Below are 17,324 nucleotides of genomic sequence, written 5' to 3' on the forward strand. Positions count from 1 at the left end.
GCGGTTCAAATGGATTCTATTGTGGTGACAGGCGGAGGGGAACTCCGTGGTGAAATTCCGATTGCCGGGGCGAAAAACGCCTGTTTGACACTGATGCCGGCGACGCTTCTAAGCGAAGAACCGCTGACGCTGACCAATGCGCCGCGCCTGTCGGATATCAAGACGATGACGCAGTTGCTCGAATCGCTGGGGGCGGAAGCGGCCTCGATGCAGGATGGGCAGGTTCTGACCATGTCGAGCCATGACCTCGACAATCACGTGGCCGAATATGACATCGTACGCAAGATGCGCGCTTCGAACCTAGTGCTGGGGCCAATGCTGGCGCGTCTGGGCCACGCGGTTGTGTCGCTGCCCGGTGGCTGTGCCATTGGCGCCCGTCCGATGGATCTGCACATCTATGGGCTTGAGAAGCTGGGTGCTGAGATTGACCTCAGGGATGGTTACCTGCACGCGAAGGCGCCGCGCGGTTTGAAAGGCGCTGAGATCGAGCTGTCTTTTGCGTCGGTGGGCGCAACGGAAAATATCCTGATGGCCTCCACTTTGGCCAAAGGCACCACGGTTATTCGAAATGCCGCGCGCGAGCCGGAGATCGTCGATCTGGCGACCTGTCTGCGTAAGATGGGCGCGCAGATCGAAGGGGACGGCACCTCTGAGATTGTAGTTCAGGGTGTGGATCGCCTGCATGGGGCCACGCACCCCGTTGTCACCGACCGGATTGAGCTGGGCACCTATATGCTGGCCCCGGCCATTGCCGGCGGTGAGGTTGAGTGCCTTGGCGGTCGCATTTCTCTGGTCGAAAACTTTTGTGAAAAACTGGATGCGGCCGGTATTCAGGTGGAAGAGACCAAACGTGGCCTCAAAGTTGCTCGCAAAAATGGGCGCGTATCGGCGGTGGATGTAACCACCGAACCCTTCCCCGGTTTCCCGACTGATTTGCAGGCGCAAATGATGGCGATGCTTTGTACCGCCGAAGGCACCTCGACGCTTCATGAAACGATTTTTGAGAACCGCTTCATGCACGCCCCTGAACTCACCCGGATGGGCGCCAATATCGAAGTGCATGGCGGGACCGCGACGGTGCATGGCGTTGAGAAGCTCAAGGGCGCGCCGGTGATGGCCACCGATCTGCGCGCCTCAGTATCGCTGATCCTTGCAGGGATGGCGGCGGAAGGCGAGACCATCGTCAGCCGCGTCTATCACTTGGATCGCGGCTATGAGAAAGTGGTGCGCAAGCTGTCCTCGATCGGGGCCAAGATCGAACGTATCAAGGAGTGATGAGCGACATGCATGACGCACGGTTTGAAGATGGGGGCGAAGAGGCGCTGCGCCTGCTCGCCTATGATCAGGAGGACCTGCAGGTCCTGTCCACATTGACACAGGATGCGGTGTTTCCGGCATCGGAAATGTCATGGGAGGCTGGCAAGCGGCGATTTTCCCTGCTCATTAACCGGTTTCGCTGGGAAGACATGCAATCTGCACAGACGCGCGGGCGTGACGTGGAGCGGGTCCAGTCGGTTTTGTCGGTCTCGGATGTTCAGAAAGTGCGCAGTCAGGGTGTTTCGCGTGACGCGGACACGATCCTGTCGCTTCTGTCGATAAGTTTTGAGGCAGGAGAAGATGGTACCGGAGTGGTGGAATTGACGCTGGCGGGCGACGGGGCCATTCAGTTGGAGGTCGAGACTCTGGATGTGACGCTTCAGGACGTGACGCGGCCGTATCTTGCACCTTCGAAGCACACGCCGGAGCATCCGGAGTAAGAGGGGCGCCGCCCCTCGCGAGGCACGCTCGCTCACCCCGAGGTATTTTCGGCAAGAAAAAAGCGCCGGAGGGCGGGGAGGGCTTGAGCGTAGGGGGGCAGGTCGATAGGAGAAGGGCAAAGGAGATCGAAATGCCCCAGTTTCTGAACAGTCAGGATGCCGATTTCGAGGCGCGTTTTGCCGAGCTTCTATCGATGAAGCGTGAGGACAGCCCTGAGGTGGATGACATCGTGGCGGGCATCATTGCAGATGTACGCACCCGTGGCGATGCCGCGGTTCTGGAATTGACGGCGAAGTTTGACCGGCTGGAACTGGATGCGGGCGGATTGCGGTTTTCAGAAGCCGAGATCGAGGCGGAATGTGCCAAAGTATCAGAAACGGATCGGGCGGCACTGGAACTGGCGGCGGCGCGGATCCGGGCTTATCACGAGAAGCAATTGCCACAGGATGCGATGTGGACCGATGCCAGCGGGGTTGATCTGGGTTGGCGCTGGACGCCGGTGTCGGCCGCTGGGCTTTATGTGCCCGGCGGGCTGGCGACCTATCCTTCTTCGGTTCTGATGAACGCGATCCCGGCCAAGGTGGCTGGGGTCGAACGTTTGGCGATCACCGTGCCGACGCCTGATGGGGTGGTGAACCCGCTCGTACTGTTGGCGGCAAAGATTTCCGGTGTGGACGAGGTTTACCGCGTAGGTGGCGCGCAGGCGGTGGCCGCGCTCGCCTATGGCACCGAGAGCATTGCACCCGTTGACAAGATCACCGGTCCGGGCAATGCCTTTGTGGCGGCGGCCAAACGGCGGGTCTTTGGCAAGGTGGGGATCGACATGATTGCGGGTCCGTCCGAGATCCTGGTGATTGCTGATGCCGATAACAATGCCGATTGGTTGGCGCTGGACCTGATGAGCCAGGCTGAACATGACGAAAGCGCACAGTCGATCCTGATCACAACCGATGAAGCATTTGGGCGCGCGGTGGCCGAGGCGGTCGACAAGCGTCTTGAAACGCTCGAAAGGCGCAAGATCGCGGGTGCAAGCTGGCGTGATTTCGGCGCGGTGATCACCGTGCGTGATCTGGACGAGGCGGCGGTGCTGTCGAACCGGATCGCTCCCGAGCATTTGGAACTTTGCGTGGAGGACCCGGATGCGCTGGGCGAGAAATGCACCCACGCGGGCGCAATCTTCCTGGGCCAGTTTACGCCGGAAGCTATTGGTGACTATGTGGGTGGGCCGAACCACGTGCTGCCCACCGCCCGTTCGGCCCGCTTTTCATCAGGCCTTTCGGTGATGGATTTTGTAAAACGCACCACATTGGCACGGATGACCCCTGCCGCCCTTGCCGCCATTGGCCCGGCAGCCGAAGCCCTTGCCATTTCCGAAAGCCTCGAGGCGCATGGATTGTCCGTGCGTGCGCGGCTGGAAGCGTTGAACGAGCAGACCTGAGATCATGAGCACCAACCGCATCACCCATATCAATATCGATGAAACCGGGCTTGCTGCCCCCACTCCTGCGATTGAGCAGGAACGGAAAGTGGCGATTTTTGATCTTCTCGAAGACAATTCCTTTGAGCTTGTGGCACGGGGCGATCACGTCGTGCCGGATGGCCCCTATCATCTGGGCCTTGGCATCCGCGAAAAGCGTCTGGTCTTGGACGCCAAGACCGAAAGTGGTGATCAGGCGGGCGCCGTTGTGTTGTCTCTTGGCCCGTTTCGGCAGGTGGTGAAAGACTATTTCGCAATCTGTGAAAGCTATTTCGATGCGGTGAAAAAGCTGCCCCCCAGCCAGATCGAAGCCATCGACATGGCACGGCGCGGCATTCACAATGAAGGCGCGCGCGTGTTGCAAGAGCGTCTGGAAGGCAAAGCTGAGATCGACCTTGATACCGCGCGCCGCCTGTTCACCCTGATTTGCGTTCTGCATTGGGGGTAATGCATGGTTAGTCGCCCCCACTCGGTTCTGTTTTGTTGCGATCATAATTCGGTGCGTTCACCGATGGCTGAAGGGATGATGAAGGCCTTCTATGGTCAAGATATCTATGTGCAATCGGCAGGCGTGCATTCCGAATTGGAAATCGACGGGTTTGCGATTGCGGTCTGCGATGAGCTAGGGATTGAACTGTCCGGCCACAGGGTGCGCAGCTTTGACCAGATGGAAGAATGGGGGGATGACCTGTCGAGCTTTGATCTGGTGGTGGCCCTGTCACCAGCCAGCCAGCATCGGGCGCAGGAACTGACCCGGCACTATCATTTGGATGTGATTTATTGGCCGATCCTCGACCCAACCGGGATTGGAGCACGCCGAGAAGAAAAGCTCGACGCTTATCGACAGGCACGCGATCAGATCCGCAACAAGATGCTCGAGCTGTTTGGGGTGCCAACAGAGGCGTAAGCCCCTCCTCTCAGGTGCAATGTCGGAGTTAATCTCTTTTGGTCTGCTCGGCCACCCCAGTGCAGTGTTCCGCGGTGCATATAGGATGTGAGGTGTCGCTTTCCGACTTGTGCCATGCTTGATCCAACTGCAATTTGCGGGAAACCGGAAATTGGGAGGGGACATGAGCCGCGAAACGATCCAGCGCTATTATGATGCGTTCAACGCAGGTGACATTGCACGCATGGTGGCCTGTCTGTCGGATGACTTTGTGCATGATGTGAACGAAGGCGACCGGCGCGTGGGGAAAGACGCCTTTGGGTCGTTTTGTGCGCATATGAGCGAGACCTATAAGGAACGGCTTACGGATATCGTGGTGATGGTCAGTAACGACGGTACGCGCGGCTCGGCTGAATTTACCGTAAACGGGACATATCTCAAGACCGACCCGGGCCTTCCTGAGGCACGTGGGCAGACCTATGTGCTGCCGGCTGGTGCGTTCTTTTCGTTAAAAAACGGGCTGATCACGCGTGTGACCACCTATTACAACCTCAATGACTGGATCCGGCAGGTGTCATGAGTGCATTGGTTGACGTCCGCCCCCTGACCGGCGCTGAGCTGGAGGCGCATCTGGAAGATGTGGCCCGGCTGCGCATGGAGGTATTTCGCGCCTGGCCCTATCTTTATGATGGCTCGTTTGAATATGAACACCGCTATCTGCAAAGCTTTCGTGACAGCACCGGGGCCATTCTGGTGGGTGCTTTTAACGGGGATCAACTGGTAGGTGCAGCTACGGGCACGCCGATGGAAGATCATGCTGATGATTTTGCCGCCGCCTTTGAAGGCACCGGATATGATCTGGGCAACATCTTCTATAATGCCGAAAGCGTGCTCTTGCCCGGGTATCGGGGCCAAGGGATCGGCCATCGGTTTTTTGACTTGCGAGAAGCGCATGCCCGCGCGCTTGGGCGTGGATATGCGGCGTTTTGTGGCGTGATCCGCCCGGATGATCATCCGGCGCGTCCGCAGGACTATCATCCGCTGGATGAGTTTTGGAAAAAGCGGGGATATGGCAAGTTGGACGGTGTTCAGGCCGAATTTTCGTGGAAGGATGTTGAAAAAATCCAAGAAGATGCAAAGCGGCTTCAGTTCTGGATCCGCGCGTTGTGACCGGGCAGGGGCTTTGCCCCTCGGACTTTGTCCTCACCCCAAGGTATTTGGAGCAAGAAAAAAGGGCGCCTGTTTTTTTCTTGCCGAAAATACCTCGGGGTGAGCCTCGAAGAGGCGAGGGGCAGCGCCCCTGATTGATATGAGGAAGACCATGACCAAAGTGACGATCGCCGCCGCGGCTTATCCGATTGACTGGCAAGACAGCTGGGCAGGGTATCAATTGAAAATAGCCCACTGGATCGAAGACGCTGTCGGGCAGGGTGCCGACCTTCTGGTGTTTCCTGAATATGGAGCAATGGAATTGGCCTCACTGGCTGGTCGGGATGTGGCGATGGACATTCAAGGCTCCATGCGGGCTGTGAGCGAGCGAATGGAGGAGATGAGTGCGTTCTTGTCGGGGTTGGCCGCGCAGCACAAGGTGTACATCCTTGGCCCCTCGGGACCGTGCTTTGACCCGGCCTTCTCCCGGCCAGTTAATCGAGCGCTGTTTTTCACGCCGGACGGAGTGCAGATCCCCCATGACAAGCAAATCATGACGAGATGGGAACGCGATCCGATGGATGTGCAGGGCGGTGCTCCGCTTACCGTCATGGAGACCATGCTGGGCAAGATCGGTGTGCTGATCTGTTATGACAGCGAATTTCCCTTGCTGGGCCGCACCCTGATTGAGGCCGGGGCCGAGATCATCCTTGTGCCCTCTGCCACCGAAGGTCTGTCCGGTTATACCCGCGTGCGGGTGGGCGCGATGGCGCGCGCGCTTGAGGGGCAGTGTATTGTGGTCCATGCGCCGACGCAGGGGAGCGCAGAGTGGAATGAAGTCGTCGATGTGAACACAGGGGCCGCTGCCATTTATGGCCCACCCGATATGGGGTTCCCGGAAAATGGCATTCTTGCAGAAGGGCGCTTTGATACACCCGGCTGGACCATCGCAGAAGTGGATCTTGCAGCGCTGCACAATGTGCGCCGTGACGGGCAGGTGCTCAACAAAACCCATTGGAATGAACAGGAAAGTCGCATTCTGAGGGTCACAAATGTCACTTTGTGATGAGATCGCCGAATATCCCTTGAAAACCCGCGCGTTTAGGACCATTTAAAGGGCGCCCGTAATGGACGGGTTTTAACTCAGGAGTGAACATGGCCAAGGAAGAACTGCTCGAATTCCCCGGTGTCGTGAAGGAACTCCTGCCGAATGCGACGTTTCGGGTCGAGCTGGAAAACGGCCATGAAATCATCGCACATACGGCAGGCAAGATGCGCAAAAACCGCATCCGTGTTCTGGCTGGCGACAAGGTGCAAGTCGAAATGACCCCCTATGATCTGACCAAGGGTCGGATCAACTACCGCTTCAAGTAACCGGATCAGATGGGCATGAGCCGCCCTAAGCTGATTCTCGGATCTGGAAGCCCGCGAAGGGCCGAGTTGTTGGGTCAGCTCGGCCTTTGTGCTGATGAGGTGCGCCCACCGGATGTGGATGAAACGCCCCTCAAGGGCGAGTTGCCGCTGAATTACTGTCGCCGCATTGCAGGCGCCAAGGCCGACGCCATGAATGTGGCGGCGGATGAGGTGGTGTTGTGCGCTGACACAACCGTGGCGCTGGGTCGCCGGATTATGGGTAAACCCCGTGACGAAGACGAAGCCGCCGCGTTTCTGCGTGCGCTGGCTGGACGCCGCCACAAGGTGATCACCTCGGTTGTGGTGCGCAACGCCACCGGGCGCTGGGCGCGGGACGTTGTGACCGCCGTCAAACTGAAACGCCTGTCGGATCAAGAGCTTGCCAGCTATCTCGCGTCAAAGGACTGGCAGGGTAAGGCGGGCGCCTATGCCATTCAGGGACCAGCGGGAGCGTTTGTTACGTGGCTACAAGGCAGCTATACCGCTGTGGTCGGCCTTCCGGTGCATGAAACCGCTGGGCTGCTGGTGGCCGCCGGATATCCGCTCTACGACATATAAAAGGACAAGATCATGAAGGGCAGCATCGTTGCGCTCGACACATATAAGGGCCGCATGGCCGCCGCCCACATTGTCGACGGGCAATTGGATGACCTTCTGATCGAACCACCCGAGCAATATGCGCTGCCCGGAGCAATCTATCGTGCAATCTGCGACCGCCCACTGAAGGGGCAGGGGGGCATGATGCTGCGTCTGCCCGACGGTGAAACGGCATTTTTGCGTCAGGGCAAGGGGCTGTCGCCCGGACAGGCCATTCTTGTGCAGGTGATCGGATTTGCCGAGGCCGGCAAGGCGGTGCCAGTCACGCAGAAGGTGCTCTTTAAAAGTCGCTACGCCATTGTCACCCCGGGTGCGCCTGGCCTGAACATCAGTCGAGCGATCCGCGATGAAGAAGAGCGTGAACGGCTGATGGAAATCGCCAATGAAGTGATGGCCGACGCTGAGGAAGGCCTGATCCTGCGCTCCATTTCTGTGAGCGGGTCTGATGATGAGGTGGCAGAAGATATCGCGGGCATGCTGGAATTGTCCCGCGCCGTTTTGGGTGACGCCGAAGGACGTGAACCGGAACTGCTGGTGGACGGAGCGGATGCCCATGCGCTGGCCTGGCGCGAGTGGGAGATGCCGGATCAGCTCGACGATGCGGAGGGGGCGTTTGAGCGTCACAGCGTCGAAGATCTGATTGACGAGGCATTGGGTGCACGGGTGCGATTGCCTGGTGGCGCCTTTGCCTTTGTCGAACCCACCCGTGCCTTGGTGGCGGTGGATGTGAACACTGGCCCCGACGCCAGTCCGGCCGCGGGCCTCAAGGCCAATATCGCTCTGGCCAAAGTGTTGCCGCGTGCGCTGCGTGTGCGTGGATTGGGCGGGCAGATCGTGGTCGATTTCGCCCCCAGCCCCAAGAAAGAGCGACGCCAGATCGAAACCGCGCTTCGCAATGCGTTTAAGGCAGACGGGGTGGAAACCTCGATGGCGGGTTGGACCGTTCTGGGCAATTTCGAACTGCAAAGGAAGCGTGAACGCATCGCGCTCAAAGAGAGCCTGTCATGAGCTGCCCGATCTGTTCCAAGGAAAGCAATCAGAAGTATCGCCCTTTCTGCTCGCGTCGCTGTGCAGATGTGGATTTGGGGCGTTGGCTCAACGGGTCTTATGCCGTTCCGGCGGACGCTCCTGAGGATGTGGATGAGGTGATGGAAGAGATGGCGAAGGCGCTTTCAGAAAAATCTTCACGTCCGCACTAAAAAAGCGATTTTTCCTCTGGACACCCCCGCCCCCCCCGACTAGAAACCCGCTACCCGAACGATGAAACGTTCACCCGTGCCCGGGTAGCTCAGGGGTAGAGCAGTGGATTGAAAATCCTCGTGTCGGTGGTTCGATTCCGCCCCCGGGCACCACTTAATCAAAGTCAGATAAATAAATCAGTGGATTAGGTGATTTGAAGATCTGTCTGCCCTACTCATGTCCCCATCAATTGGTTTTGATGCGATCGCTATTTAATAGTCTCGGTTTTGGTTGAGGTATTGCTCATGCCTTTTGGCATCTTGGGCCGTTCGGGCTCGTAGTCATCCCAACTTTTTTCAAACCGGGTGGGGAATGGAACGAAACGGGCCCGTTTCGGTTTGTGAACACGCGAGAGTGCCCCAATGACAAATCGCAAATGCCCCGCCTGATCCTTGGTCAGTTGTTAGCGGATTCCCAGTGCGGTGAGATCAGCGTAGACCTTGGTTGATGCTGTCCAAGACCCGGCTGCCTGGGCAAAGTTCATCTTTGTCCAGCTCGTTGAGCGGTTTGTTTGCCAGGTTCAGCAGTTGGTTGAGATCCTGCGAGTTTGGATCAAGGTGCAGAAGCCCGGTCAGAATCTTGTCTTCTGCTTCGGCCTTCTGGATAGCCTGCATTGCTGCGGCCCTATCATCTGTCGCATAGTCGGAGCTGGCCTTTTGCAGGTGGATGACCGACCCGTCATGAAGCGTAACCGTCTGGCTGGTGCCCGCTTCGTATTGGGTGCGGATCTCTTCTCGCATTGGAATGAAATCAAGCTGCATCGCGTCCACATGTGCGCGGGTTTCGGCATAGCTCTTCGTGGAGCCCGCATGGTTGTTGAAGGTCACGCAGGGTGACACGACATCAATGAAGGCAAAACCTTTGTGGGCCATGGCAGCGCGGATCAGCGGCTCCAGCTGTTCCTTGTCACCCGAGAAGCTGCGGGCAACAAAGCTGGCACCCTGCAGCAACGCAAGGCTGGCGAGGTCGATGCCGTCAAACGGGTTCACTGCGCCGCCTTTGGCGACCGACCCAAGATCGGCGGTTGCACTGTCCTGTCCCTTGGTCAGGCCGTAACAGCCATTGTTTGCCACGATATAGGTCATGTTCACATTGCGACGGATCAGGTGAACGAATTGCCCCATGCCAATGGATGCGGTGTCGCCATCACCGGACACGCCGATATAGGTGAGTTCGCGATTGGCAAGGCTTGCTCCGGTAGCAACAGATGGCATGCGCCCGTGAACCGAGTTGAAGCCATGGCTCCGGCCTAGAAAATAGGTGGGCATCTTTGACGAACAGCCAATACCTGAAAGCTTGGCGATGCGATGCGGCGGGATGGCGGACTTGAAACAGGCATTTCGGATTGCGGCCGAGATACTGTCATGGCCGCAGCCCGCGCAGAGGGTCGAGATCGCCCCGTCATAATCGGCCACAGAATAGCCCAGCGAGTTGGTGGGCAGCTTAGGGTGACGGAATTTCGGTTTCACATAAGACATCAGGCGGTCTCCGGACGAAGCGCCACCACATCGGCGCTATGGGTGTTCAGGGTTTCGCGGATTTTACCGGCGATTGCGCGGGCGGTGATCGGCGTGCCGGAATAGTTCAGCACCGAGGTGAGCTTGTCCGGTGCAATCTGGCATTCGTTCATGATCAACTGCCGCATCTGACCATCCCGGTTTTGTTCGATCACAAAGACCAGATCATGGTCGTGGATGAAATCATCCAGATCGTTGTGGAACGGGAAGGCGCGAATACGCATCGTGTCGATCGGTATCCCTTCTTCCGCCAGAATTTCAACGGCCTCGTAAGATGGTGAGGCTGATGTGCCGAAAAACAATGTGCCGATCTTCAGCTTGGTCTTGGGCTTTTTCACCTCAATGGGCGGGTGCGTTTTCGGGGTTGGAACATAGGTCTTTGCGGTGTCGAACTTGCGCAACAGCCGGTCAACGTTCTGCACGTAATCCTCGCCGCTTTCCGAATAGACCGCCATTTCATTCTTTGATGACCCGCGGGTGAAGTAAGCGCCTTTGTCGGGGTGTGTGCCCGGCAGGGTGCGAAAGCAGATGCCATCGCCATCCACGTCCAGATAACGCCCCCATTTTTCGGCCTCATCCAGTCCTTGGGCATCAAGGACCTTACCGCGATCCATTTCGTATTTGTCGTCCCATTCCAGCGGAGGGGACATCCAATCATTCATTCCTAGATCCAGATCGCTCATCAGGATCACCGGGGTTTGCAGCCGTTCGGACAGGTCGAAGGCTTCCACGGTCATGTCAAAGCATTCGCGTGGTGTGGCCGGGAACAACAGAACCTGTTTGGTGTCGCCATGGCTGGCATAGGCAGCGGCCAAAACGTCGGATTGCTGGCTGCGAGTGGGCATACCCGTCGACGGACCCGAGCGTTGCACGTTGATCAGAACCACCGGCACTTCGGCGAAATAGGCGAGCCCCAGGAATTCACTCATCAACGATAACCCCGGTCCCGAGGTTGCGGTAAAGGCACGGGCTCCGTTCCAGTTGGCACCGACCACCATGCCAATGGCTGCAAGTTCATCCTCGGCCTGAACAATGGCGTAGTTGCGCTTGCCGGTGCCCGGATCAATGCGCAGGCGCTCGGCATATTTGGAAAACGCATCGACCACTGATGTCGAGGGGGTGATCGGATACCAGGCCGCCACGGTGGCCCCGCCATAGATCGCACCAAGGGCCGCGGCAGTGTTGCCGTTCATCAGGATGTGTTCGCTTTCCGCAATATGCGGCGCGTCGGCGTTGCCATTCTCAAGCCGGATCGCCAGCGGGCATTTGTAATTCTCAAGCGCGTATTGATACCCAATTTCCAGAGCTTGAACGTTGGATGAAATCAGCTTCTCCTTGCCTTTGAACTGGTCAGCCAGCAGGTCTTTCACCATTGACAGGTCCATGTTCAGAAGGGCGGCAAGCGCGCCGACATAAACCACGTTTTTCAAGAGTTGCTGGAGTCTCGGGACCTCAAATTCCTGCATGCACATCTGGGTCAGCGGGATGCCGATATAGGTGATATCGTCCCGTTTGAGATGGGTCGGAAGTGGCTTAGTGGAATCGTAAAGGAAATACCCGCCCGGATCGACGCTTGCCACGTCCTTCTCCATGCTCTGCGGATTGACGCAAACCATCAGATCCACCCCGCCGCGCCGCCCGAGATAGCCGTTTTTGGAAACACGTACCTCATACCATGTGGGCAAGCCCTGAATGTTTGACGGGAAGATGTTGCGCGGGCTGACCGGGATCCCCATGCGGAAAATTGTCTTGGCGAACAGGTGGTTGGCACTGGCCGACCCTGTGCCGTTCACATTGGCAAACTTCACGACGAAATCGTTGACACCTTTGATCTTTTTCATGAGACCTCCATCAGGTCCGGGGTCGCCTTGGCGACATTATAGGTGAACAGCTTCATGTCCCAGGCGGCAGTCGGGCAACGCTCGGCGCAAAGACCGCAATGCAGGCAGACATCTTCATCCTTGACCAGAACCTTGCCGGTATTCAGCGTTTGCGAGACATAGATGTCCTGTTCGGGATCGTCGGCGGGCACCATCAGGTTTGCCCGCAGCTCCTCTTCCGGGGCGTTTTGGATGAAATTGATACAGCTGGTGGGGCAAATATCCGCGCAGGCGTCGCATTCAATGCAACTGTCCGCCGTAAAGACCGTCTGGGCATCGCAGTTCAGGCAGCGTTCCGCCTGAACAAAGGCGGTTTCCAGATCAAAGCCCAGCTCGACCTCAAGGTCGCGATCTTTCAGCGCCTCGCCTAGCTCGACCAGAGGGACAGCCTCGCGTTTGTCATTGACCGGAATGGAATCATAGCTCCATTCATGTATCCCCATCTTTTGGCTGATTAGCGTCACATTCGGGGCAGGGCGCTTTTCAAGATCCTTGCCGCGACAATAGAGGTCGATCGACACCGCGGCCTTGTGGCCGTGGGCCACGGCGGTGATGATATTGGCCGGACCAAAAGCGGCGTCCCCACCAAAGAACACGTCCTTGCGGGTCGACTGGAACGTCTCGTCATCATTGATGATCGGCGTGCCCCAGCTGGTAAAGCGAATGCCGGTTTCCTTTTCGATCCAGGGGAAGGCGTTTTCCTGACCGATGGCAATCAGCACGTCATCACATTCAAAGAATGCAGGTTCCTCACCGGTTGGGACAAGCTCGCGGCGCCCGTCTTCGTGATATTTTGGCTCGACCTTTTCAAAGGTCATACCCACCAGCTTGCCCTTCTTCAGGACAAACTCCTTGGGGACGTGATTATCGATGATCGGGATGCCTTCGTGAATGGCGTCCTCTTTCTCCCAAGGCGAGGCCTTCATATCCTCGAAGGGCGAGCGCACGATCACCTTGACGTCCTCGCCGCCCAATCGGCGTGAGGTGCGGCAGCAATCCATAGCCGTGTTGCCACCTCCCAGAACGATGACCTTCTTGCCGATCTTCTTGGTGTGCTCGAAGGCCACATTGGCAAGCCAGTCCAGCCCGATATGGATGTTTTTGTCGGCTTTCTTGCGACCGGGCAGCTTGGGCAGGTCGCGCCCGCGCGGCGCGCCGCTTCCGACAAAGACCGCATCATATCCATTGGTCAGGATGTCCGCCATGCTGTCGACATAGGTGTTGAAATGGGCCGTGATCCCCATATCCATCACATAGCCAACCTCTTCATCCAGCACGCTTTCAGGCAATCGGAACGAGGGGATTTCAGAGCGCATGAACCCCCCGGCCTTTGCGTTTGCATCGTAAAGATGCAGCTCGTACCCGAGCGGCGCCAGATCGCGCGCCACGGTCAACGAGGCGGGGCCGCCGCCGATCAGAGCGATCTTTTTTCCGTTGGGCTTTCCGGCACGCGGTAGACGAGAGGACACATCTTCCTTGAAATCTGCCGCCACCCGTTTCAGCCGACAGATGGCCACGGGTTCCTCTTCCACCCTGCCGCGCCGACAGACCGGTTCACAGGGGCGATCACAGGTCCGGCCCAGAACACCGGGGAAGACATTGCTTTCCCAGTTCACCAGATAGGCATCGGTATAGCGCTGTTGTGAAATGAGGCGGATATAGGCGGGCACCGGAGTATGTGCCGGGCAGGCAAACTGACAATCAACAACTTTATGAAAGTACTCAGGATCGGTAACGTTGGTCGGTTTCAATTACAGCTCCTATCGATTGGCTGAAATGTGCAGAGCGGCAAACTCAGGAAACCTTGAGGGAGGGCTTGTGTAAAGCCTCCAAACGTCAATTTCAGTCGTTTTTTCACGCAATATTGTCGCATTGAATGGAAAATATCCGTGGCTGACCCGGTGCTGAAGGTAATCAAGGTCGTGCGCACTGTGATGCAGCGGCTTCTGAGGGCATCAAAAACAACAAAAAGATGGGTGCGCCACGGGGCGGATCAGGCCGAGTTTCGGATCACCATCTGACCAAGAAATTGCTGGTTTTCGGTCTGTTCCAGCTCGCCACTCAGCAAGGTCACAAGCCGTTCCGCCATCCGTGTTATCGGTTGGCGATAGGTCGTGATCCGGTAATTCGGATTGGCTGCGGCTGGAACGTCGTCAAACCCGGTGACCGCCACGTCTTCGGGGATGCGCAGGTTAAAATGGTGGCGCAATGCATCCATCGCCCCGATGGCAAGCGCGTCATTTTCGCAGACAATCACATCCGGGAACGCGTCTGGTTGGCGCTCTGACAGCCTGTCAATGATTGCGGAATAGGCCATGCCGGGGTCATAGCTTGGCACGTCTGCCACCTCTGGCGTCATGCCGCGATGCTCTTGCCAGCGAGCGACAAAAGCCTCTTGCCGGGTCAGATGGGCGGATTTGGTTTGCGGTCCGGCCAGAAAGAACGGGCGCTGATAGTCGCGCCCCATCACATAATCCGCGATCTCGGTCATCGCGGCGTGATCATCAACACTGATTGAGATCGTGTCAGGGTTTTCCGAGTTGCGTGCGAAGATGATCAGCTTTTTCACCCGCCGCGCGCCGAGGGCTGCCGACAGCACATCGTCATCGAACTGCACCCCAATCAGGATCGCCGCGTCCACGCGGCGTTGGCTGGCTGACAAAAGAGCGCCAGGGGCGTCATCCTTGTCGAGCATGTTGACCAACAGCGTATCCCAGCCGTTCTTGCGCAATACCCGGGTCAGACGCTCCATCATGACCAGCTTGTGTGGATTGCTGAAATCATCCACCAGAAGCGCCACCAGATTGCTGCGGTCCGACGCGAGGGATGCGGCCAGAAGGTTGGGGGCGTATCCCAGTTTTTCAGCGGCCTCCATCACCGTCTGGCGGCTTTTGGCGGAAATCGATGCATTGGGTTTGAACGCGCGGTTCACCGTCCAGCGCGAGACGCCGGCGGCTTGTGCCACGTCATCGGCAGTTACCTCATTGGCATCTTTTCTGTCGCTCATCGCATCGGCCTCCTCTGGGCACCCTAGCCTTAGAATTGGCGCCTGACCATCACATTTGCTCGCGCGTGCAAAAAATCTTGCACGCGCGAGCAAAGAGGTGTTGAGTGTTGGCGACTCATCAAGGGATTCGGGAGATTGAGATGCTGAGAGTAGGTTTGCTTGGGGCAGGGCGTATTGGTCAGGTCCATGCGGTCAATATTGCCGGGCATGCGCTGAGCGAGTTGGTGGCGGTCTCGGATTTCCATGCTCCCGCTGCAAAGTCGCTGGCCGCCCAATATGGCGCTGACGTAAAAAGTTCAGAGGAAATCCTCGCGGATCCGTCAATCGACGCAGTCTTGATTGCCACGCCAACCGACACCCATTCCGACCTGATCGAAGCCGCGGTTGCCGCTGGGAAGGGTGTGCTCTGCGAAAAGCCGGTTGATCTGTCTCTGGCCCGCGCAAAAGCGTGCCTTGCTGCCACGGATGGGGCCACCAAACCGATCATGATCGGATTCAATCGGCGATTTGATCCCAATTTTTCAGCCCTTCAGCGGGCCGCCGCACAGGGGGAGATCGGCAAAGCTGAACTCCTCTCCGTCACCTCTTTTGATCCGGCGCCCCCCCCGGTGGACTATGTGAAAGTCTCCGGTGGCCTGTTTCGGGACATGATGATTCATGATTTTGACATGGCAAACTTCCTGATGAGGGACACTCCGATCAGCATTTCAGCAGTGGGGAGCGCGATCATTGATCCCGCCATCGGAGCCGCAGGCGATGTGGATACCGCCGTGGTGACCATGACCTACGGCGATGGGCGCATTGCGGTCATCAAAAACTCGCGCCGGGCCGCATACGGATATGATCAACGGGTTGAGCTTCTTGGGTCCGAGGGGCTTCTGGCCGCTGACAACATGCTGGAGAACACGGTTTCGAAATCCACCAAGGCCGGGGTGACAGGTGCCAAGCCCGAACATTTCTTTCTGGAACGTTATCAGAAAGCCTATGTGGCCGAATGGCAGGCCTTCATCGATGCGATGCTGAATGGAGCTCCGGTGCCGGTGTCACTGGAAGATGGGGTGATGGCCCTGGCAATGGCCGAAGCAGCGACGAGGTCAGCGAGTGTCGGGCGCACGGTTTTGCTAAGTGAGATTGTCTAAACCATGTCAGGTCAACCAAAGACAATTGGGGTTGGATTGCTGGGCACCGGGTTCATGGGCAAATGCCATGCCCTTGCCTGGCAACAGGTTGCCGCGACATTTGGGACGACGCATCCAAGGTTGGAACTTCTGGCCGACGTTGATGTTGAAGTGGCCAAACACGCGGCGCAACAATTCGGATTTTCCCGGGCAACGGATGACTGGCATTCGGTTGTGACTGATCCCGCCGTGGACGTTGTCTCGATCACCACCCCCAATGGGTTGCATCGCCCGATGGCAGAGGCAGCGCTGAAAGCTGGCAAACATGTCTGGCTGGAAAAGCCCATGTCTTCGACATTGGACGATGCACAAGCGCTGGTCGACTGTGCGGCCTCTCATCCCGGGCAGGTCACGATATTGGGGTATAGTTTCCTCCGGTCCCCCGCCTTTCAGGCCGCTCGCAAGATGGTTGCGCAGGGAGAGATCGGAACCCCGGTGTGTATCCGGGGCGTGTATGACGAAGATTATTGCGCTAATCCTGAATTGCCCTGGAGCTGGCGCATGACGCGCGCGCAAGGCGGGCTGGGCGCGCTTGGGGATCTGGGGTGTCACCTCGTCAGCCAGATGTGCGCATTGCTGGGCCCGGTGACAGAGGTCATTGGGCAAACGCATACTTCCATTACGACACGACAGTCACCGGATGGTTCCAAGCCGGTCGAAAACGAAGATGTCGCATCTGCCATGATACGGTTTGTCTCTGGTGCGCATGGTACGTTTTCAACGTCGCGCGTCGCCCATGGGCGCAAATGCCGGTTGCAGTGGGAGCTTCAGGGCACCGACGGCACCATTGCCTTTGATCATGAAAACATGAACGAGCTCTGGGTGTGCCGGGCGGGTGAAGCCGGGTTCACGCGACACCTCAGCGGACCTGATCAACCTGATTTTGCTGCCTTTTGCCCGGCGCCTGGCCATGGGTTTGGCTTTAACGACCTGAAGGTCATCGAAGCCCGCGATCTTATACGGGCCATTGAGGGGGGCGCCAATGCGGGACCAGATTTTGTTGAAGGGCTGGAAATCGAACGGATCATACATGCCATTGCCTCTTCACATGGTCATGCGATCAGTTTGTAGAGGGTGCGATGCCGAAGAGGCCTCAGTGCAATATTACGGCTGGTCGCTTGAGTGTTGAACTCAATTCTCTGGAAAACATGATGAATTTGTTTGGTTTGACCTAAGTTTCACCGCCCCATCCGGGGTTAACATCACCACCAACGGAAAGGACA

At 57.7% G+C, this 17,324-nt stretch carries 18 protein-coding genes and 1 tRNA gene; 15 read left to right on the forward strand and 4 right to left on the reverse strand.

Annotation, left to right across the window (positions count from 1 at the left end):
• Nucleotides 1–9 precede the first annotated feature (9 nt).
• The 13 genes from murA to O2N63_RS06825 all read left to right on the forward strand — a co-directional run bounded on the left by murA (nt 10) and on the right by O2N63_RS06825 (nt 8,632).
• Nucleotides 10–1,275 carry a UDP-N-acetylglucosamine 1-carboxyvinyltransferase gene (gene murA, locus O2N63_RS06765; RefSeq protein WP_271053499.1) on the forward strand — a complete coding sequence of 422 codons (1,266 nt, stop codon included), beginning with the start codon at nt 10–12 and terminating at the stop codon, nt 1,273–1,275.
• 8 nt (nt 1,276–1,283) lie between these two features.
• Nucleotides 1,284–1,757 (forward strand): DUF2948 family protein, encoded by a 474-nt coding sequence (locus tag O2N63_RS06770; protein ID WP_271053819.1) that lies wholly within the window; start codon nt 1,284–1,286, stop codon nt 1,755–1,757.
• Nucleotides 1,758–1,888: 131 nt separating this feature from the next.
• Entirely contained in the window at nt 1,889–3,196 is a 1,308-nt protein-coding gene (gene hisD / locus O2N63_RS06775; protein ID WP_271053500.1) for a histidinol dehydrogenase, read from the forward strand.
• 4 nt (nt 3,197–3,200) lie between these two features.
• Complete coding sequence (locus tag O2N63_RS06780; RefSeq protein WP_271053501.1) at nt 3,201–3,683, forward strand: UPF0262 family protein; 483 nt, start codon at nt 3,201–3,203, stop codon at nt 3,681–3,683.
• A gap of 3 nt (nt 3,684–3,686) precedes the next feature.
• Nucleotides 3,687–4,142, forward strand: coding sequence for an arsenate-mycothiol transferase ArsC (locus O2N63_RS06785; protein ID WP_271053502.1), 456 nt, complete (start codon nt 3,687–3,689; stop codon nt 4,140–4,142).
• Nucleotides 4,143–4,305: 163 nt separating this feature from the next.
• Nucleotides 4,306–4,701 (forward strand): ketosteroid isomerase-related protein, encoded by a 396-nt coding sequence (locus O2N63_RS06790; protein ID WP_271053503.1) that lies wholly within the window; start codon nt 4,306–4,308, stop codon nt 4,699–4,701.
• The gene (locus O2N63_RS06795) at nt 4,698–5,291 is read left to right on the forward strand and encodes a GNAT family N-acetyltransferase (protein WP_271053504.1); all 594 of its coding nucleotides are present in this window, start codon (nt 4,698–4,700) and stop codon (nt 5,289–5,291) included. Before O2N63_RS06790 ends, O2N63_RS06795 begins: the two co-directional genes overlap by 4 nt.
• Nucleotides 5,292–5,451: 160 nt before the next feature.
• On the forward strand, nt 5,452–6,336 hold the full coding sequence (locus tag O2N63_RS06800) for a carbon-nitrogen hydrolase family protein (RefSeq protein ID WP_271053820.1): 885 nt from the start codon (nt 5,452–5,454) through the stop codon (nt 6,334–6,336).
• Nucleotides 6,337–6,425: 89 nt separating this feature from the next.
• The gene (infA, locus tag O2N63_RS06805; RefSeq protein WP_007205486.1) at nt 6,426–6,644 is read left to right on the forward strand and encodes a translation initiation factor IF-1; all 219 of its coding nucleotides are present in this window, start codon (nt 6,426–6,428) and stop codon (nt 6,642–6,644) included.
• A 15-nt stretch (nt 6,645–6,659) separates the two neighbouring features.
• Nucleotides 6,660–7,241, forward strand: coding sequence for a Maf family protein (locus O2N63_RS06810; protein WP_271053505.1), 582 nt, complete (start codon nt 6,660–6,662; stop codon nt 7,239–7,241).
• A 12-nt stretch (nt 7,242–7,253) separates the two neighbouring features.
• Complete coding sequence (locus tag O2N63_RS06815) at nt 7,254–8,288, forward strand: ribonuclease E/G (protein ID WP_271053506.1); 1,035 nt, start codon at nt 7,254–7,256, stop codon at nt 8,286–8,288.
• Nucleotides 8,285–8,479 carry a DNA gyrase inhibitor YacG gene (locus O2N63_RS06820; protein WP_271053507.1) on the forward strand — a complete coding sequence of 65 codons (195 nt, stop codon included), beginning with the start codon at nt 8,285–8,287 and terminating at the stop codon, nt 8,477–8,479. The genes O2N63_RS06815 and O2N63_RS06820 overlap by 4 nt, the downstream gene beginning before the upstream one ends.
• 78 nt (nt 8,480–8,557) lie before the next feature.
• Nucleotides 8,558–8,632 (forward strand) — tRNA-Phe (locus tag O2N63_RS06825).
• Between the two features lie 315 nt (nt 8,633–8,947).
• Here the strand turns inward: O2N63_RS06825 and O2N63_RS06830 are convergent.
• The 4 genes from O2N63_RS06830 to O2N63_RS06845 all read right to left on the reverse strand — a co-directional run bounded on the left by O2N63_RS06830 (nt 8,948) and on the right by O2N63_RS06845 (nt 14,923).
• On the reverse strand, nt 8,948–9,997 hold the full coding sequence (locus O2N63_RS06830) for a 2-oxoacid:ferredoxin oxidoreductase subunit beta (protein ID WP_271053508.1): 1,050 nt from the start codon (nt 9,995–9,997) through the stop codon (nt 8,948–8,950).
• Nucleotides 9,997–11,877 carry a 2-oxoacid:acceptor oxidoreductase subunit alpha gene (locus O2N63_RS06835; RefSeq protein ID WP_271053509.1) on the reverse strand — a complete coding sequence of 627 codons (1,881 nt, stop codon included), beginning with the start codon at nt 11,875–11,877 and terminating at the stop codon, nt 9,997–9,999. Before O2N63_RS06835 ends, O2N63_RS06830 begins: the two co-directional genes overlap by 1 nt.
• A complete protein-coding gene (locus O2N63_RS06840; RefSeq protein ID WP_271053510.1) occupies nt 11,874–13,667 on the reverse strand; it encodes an FAD-dependent oxidoreductase in 1,794 nt (597 codons plus the stop codon). Before O2N63_RS06840 ends, O2N63_RS06835 begins: the two co-directional genes overlap by 4 nt.
• Nucleotides 13,668–13,909: 242 nt before the next feature.
• Complete coding sequence (locus O2N63_RS06845) at nt 13,910–14,923, reverse strand: LacI family DNA-binding transcriptional regulator (RefSeq protein WP_271053511.1); 1,014 nt, start codon at nt 14,921–14,923, stop codon at nt 13,910–13,912.
• A gap of 140 nt (nt 14,924–15,063) precedes the next feature.
• Here O2N63_RS06845 and iolG point away from each other — a divergent pair, with 140 nt between their 5' ends.
• Nucleotides 15,064–16,062 carry an inositol 2-dehydrogenase gene (gene iolG / locus O2N63_RS06850; protein WP_271053512.1) on the forward strand — a complete coding sequence of 333 codons (999 nt, stop codon included), beginning with the start codon at nt 15,064–15,066 and terminating at the stop codon, nt 16,060–16,062.
• Between the two features lie 3 nt (nt 16,063–16,065).
• Nucleotides 16,066–17,172 carry a Gfo/Idh/MocA family protein gene (locus O2N63_RS06855; protein ID WP_271053513.1) on the forward strand — a complete coding sequence of 369 codons (1,107 nt, stop codon included), beginning with the start codon at nt 16,066–16,068 and terminating at the stop codon, nt 17,170–17,172.
• The last annotated feature ends 152 nt before the right edge of the window (nt 17,173–17,324 follow it).

Source organism: Aliiroseovarius salicola (assembly GCF_027891095.1).
GTDB classification, from domain to species: Bacteria; Pseudomonadota; Alphaproteobacteria; order Rhodobacterales; family Rhodobacteraceae; genus Aliiroseovarius; species Aliiroseovarius salicola.

Coding starts and splice junctions, on each gene's coding strand:
- murA (WP_271053499.1), top strand. CDS start 10: ATGGATTCTATTGTGGTGACAGGCGGAGGGGAACTCCGTGGTGAAATT.
- O2N63_RS06770 (WP_271053819.1), top strand. CDS start 1,284: ATGCATGACGCACGGTTTGAAGATGGGGGCGAAGAGGCGCTGCGCCTG.
- hisD (WP_271053500.1), top strand. CDS start 1,889: ATGCCCCAGTTTCTGAACAGTCAGGATGCCGATTTCGAGGCGCGTTTT.
- O2N63_RS06780 (WP_271053501.1), top strand. CDS start 3,201: ATGAGCACCAACCGCATCACCCATATCAATATCGATGAAACCGGGCTT.
- O2N63_RS06785 (WP_271053502.1), top strand. CDS start 3,687: ATGGTTAGTCGCCCCCACTCGGTTCTGTTTTGTTGCGATCATAATTCG.
- O2N63_RS06790 (WP_271053503.1), top strand. CDS start 4,306: ATGAGCCGCGAAACGATCCAGCGCTATTATGATGCGTTCAACGCAGGT.
- O2N63_RS06795 (WP_271053504.1), top strand. CDS start 4,698: ATGAGTGCATTGGTTGACGTCCGCCCCCTGACCGGCGCTGAGCTGGAG.
- infA (WP_007205486.1), top strand. CDS start 6,426: ATGGCCAAGGAAGAACTGCTCGAATTCCCCGGTGTCGTGAAGGAACTC.
- O2N63_RS06810 (WP_271053505.1), top strand. CDS start 6,660: ATGAGCCGCCCTAAGCTGATTCTCGGATCTGGAAGCCCGCGAAGGGCC.
- O2N63_RS06815 (WP_271053506.1), top strand. CDS start 7,254: ATGAAGGGCAGCATCGTTGCGCTCGACACATATAAGGGCCGCATGGCC.
- O2N63_RS06820 (WP_271053507.1), top strand. CDS start 8,285: ATGAGCTGCCCGATCTGTTCCAAGGAAAGCAATCAGAAGTATCGCCCT.
- O2N63_RS06830 (WP_271053508.1), bottom strand. CDS start 9,997: ATGTCTTATGTGAAACCGAAATTCCGTCACCCTAAGCTGCCCACCAAC.
- O2N63_RS06835 (WP_271053509.1), bottom strand. CDS start 11,877: ATGAAAAAGATCAAAGGTGTCAACGATTTCGTCGTGAAGTTTGCCAAT.
- O2N63_RS06845 (WP_271053511.1), bottom strand. CDS start 14,923: ATGAGCGACAGAAAAGATGCCAATGAGGTAACTGCCGATGACGTGGCA.
- iolG (WP_271053512.1), top strand. CDS start 15,064: ATGCTGAGAGTAGGTTTGCTTGGGGCAGGGCGTATTGGTCAGGTCCAT.
- O2N63_RS06855 (WP_271053513.1), top strand. CDS start 16,066: ATGTCAGGTCAACCAAAGACAATTGGGGTTGGATTGCTGGGCACCGGG.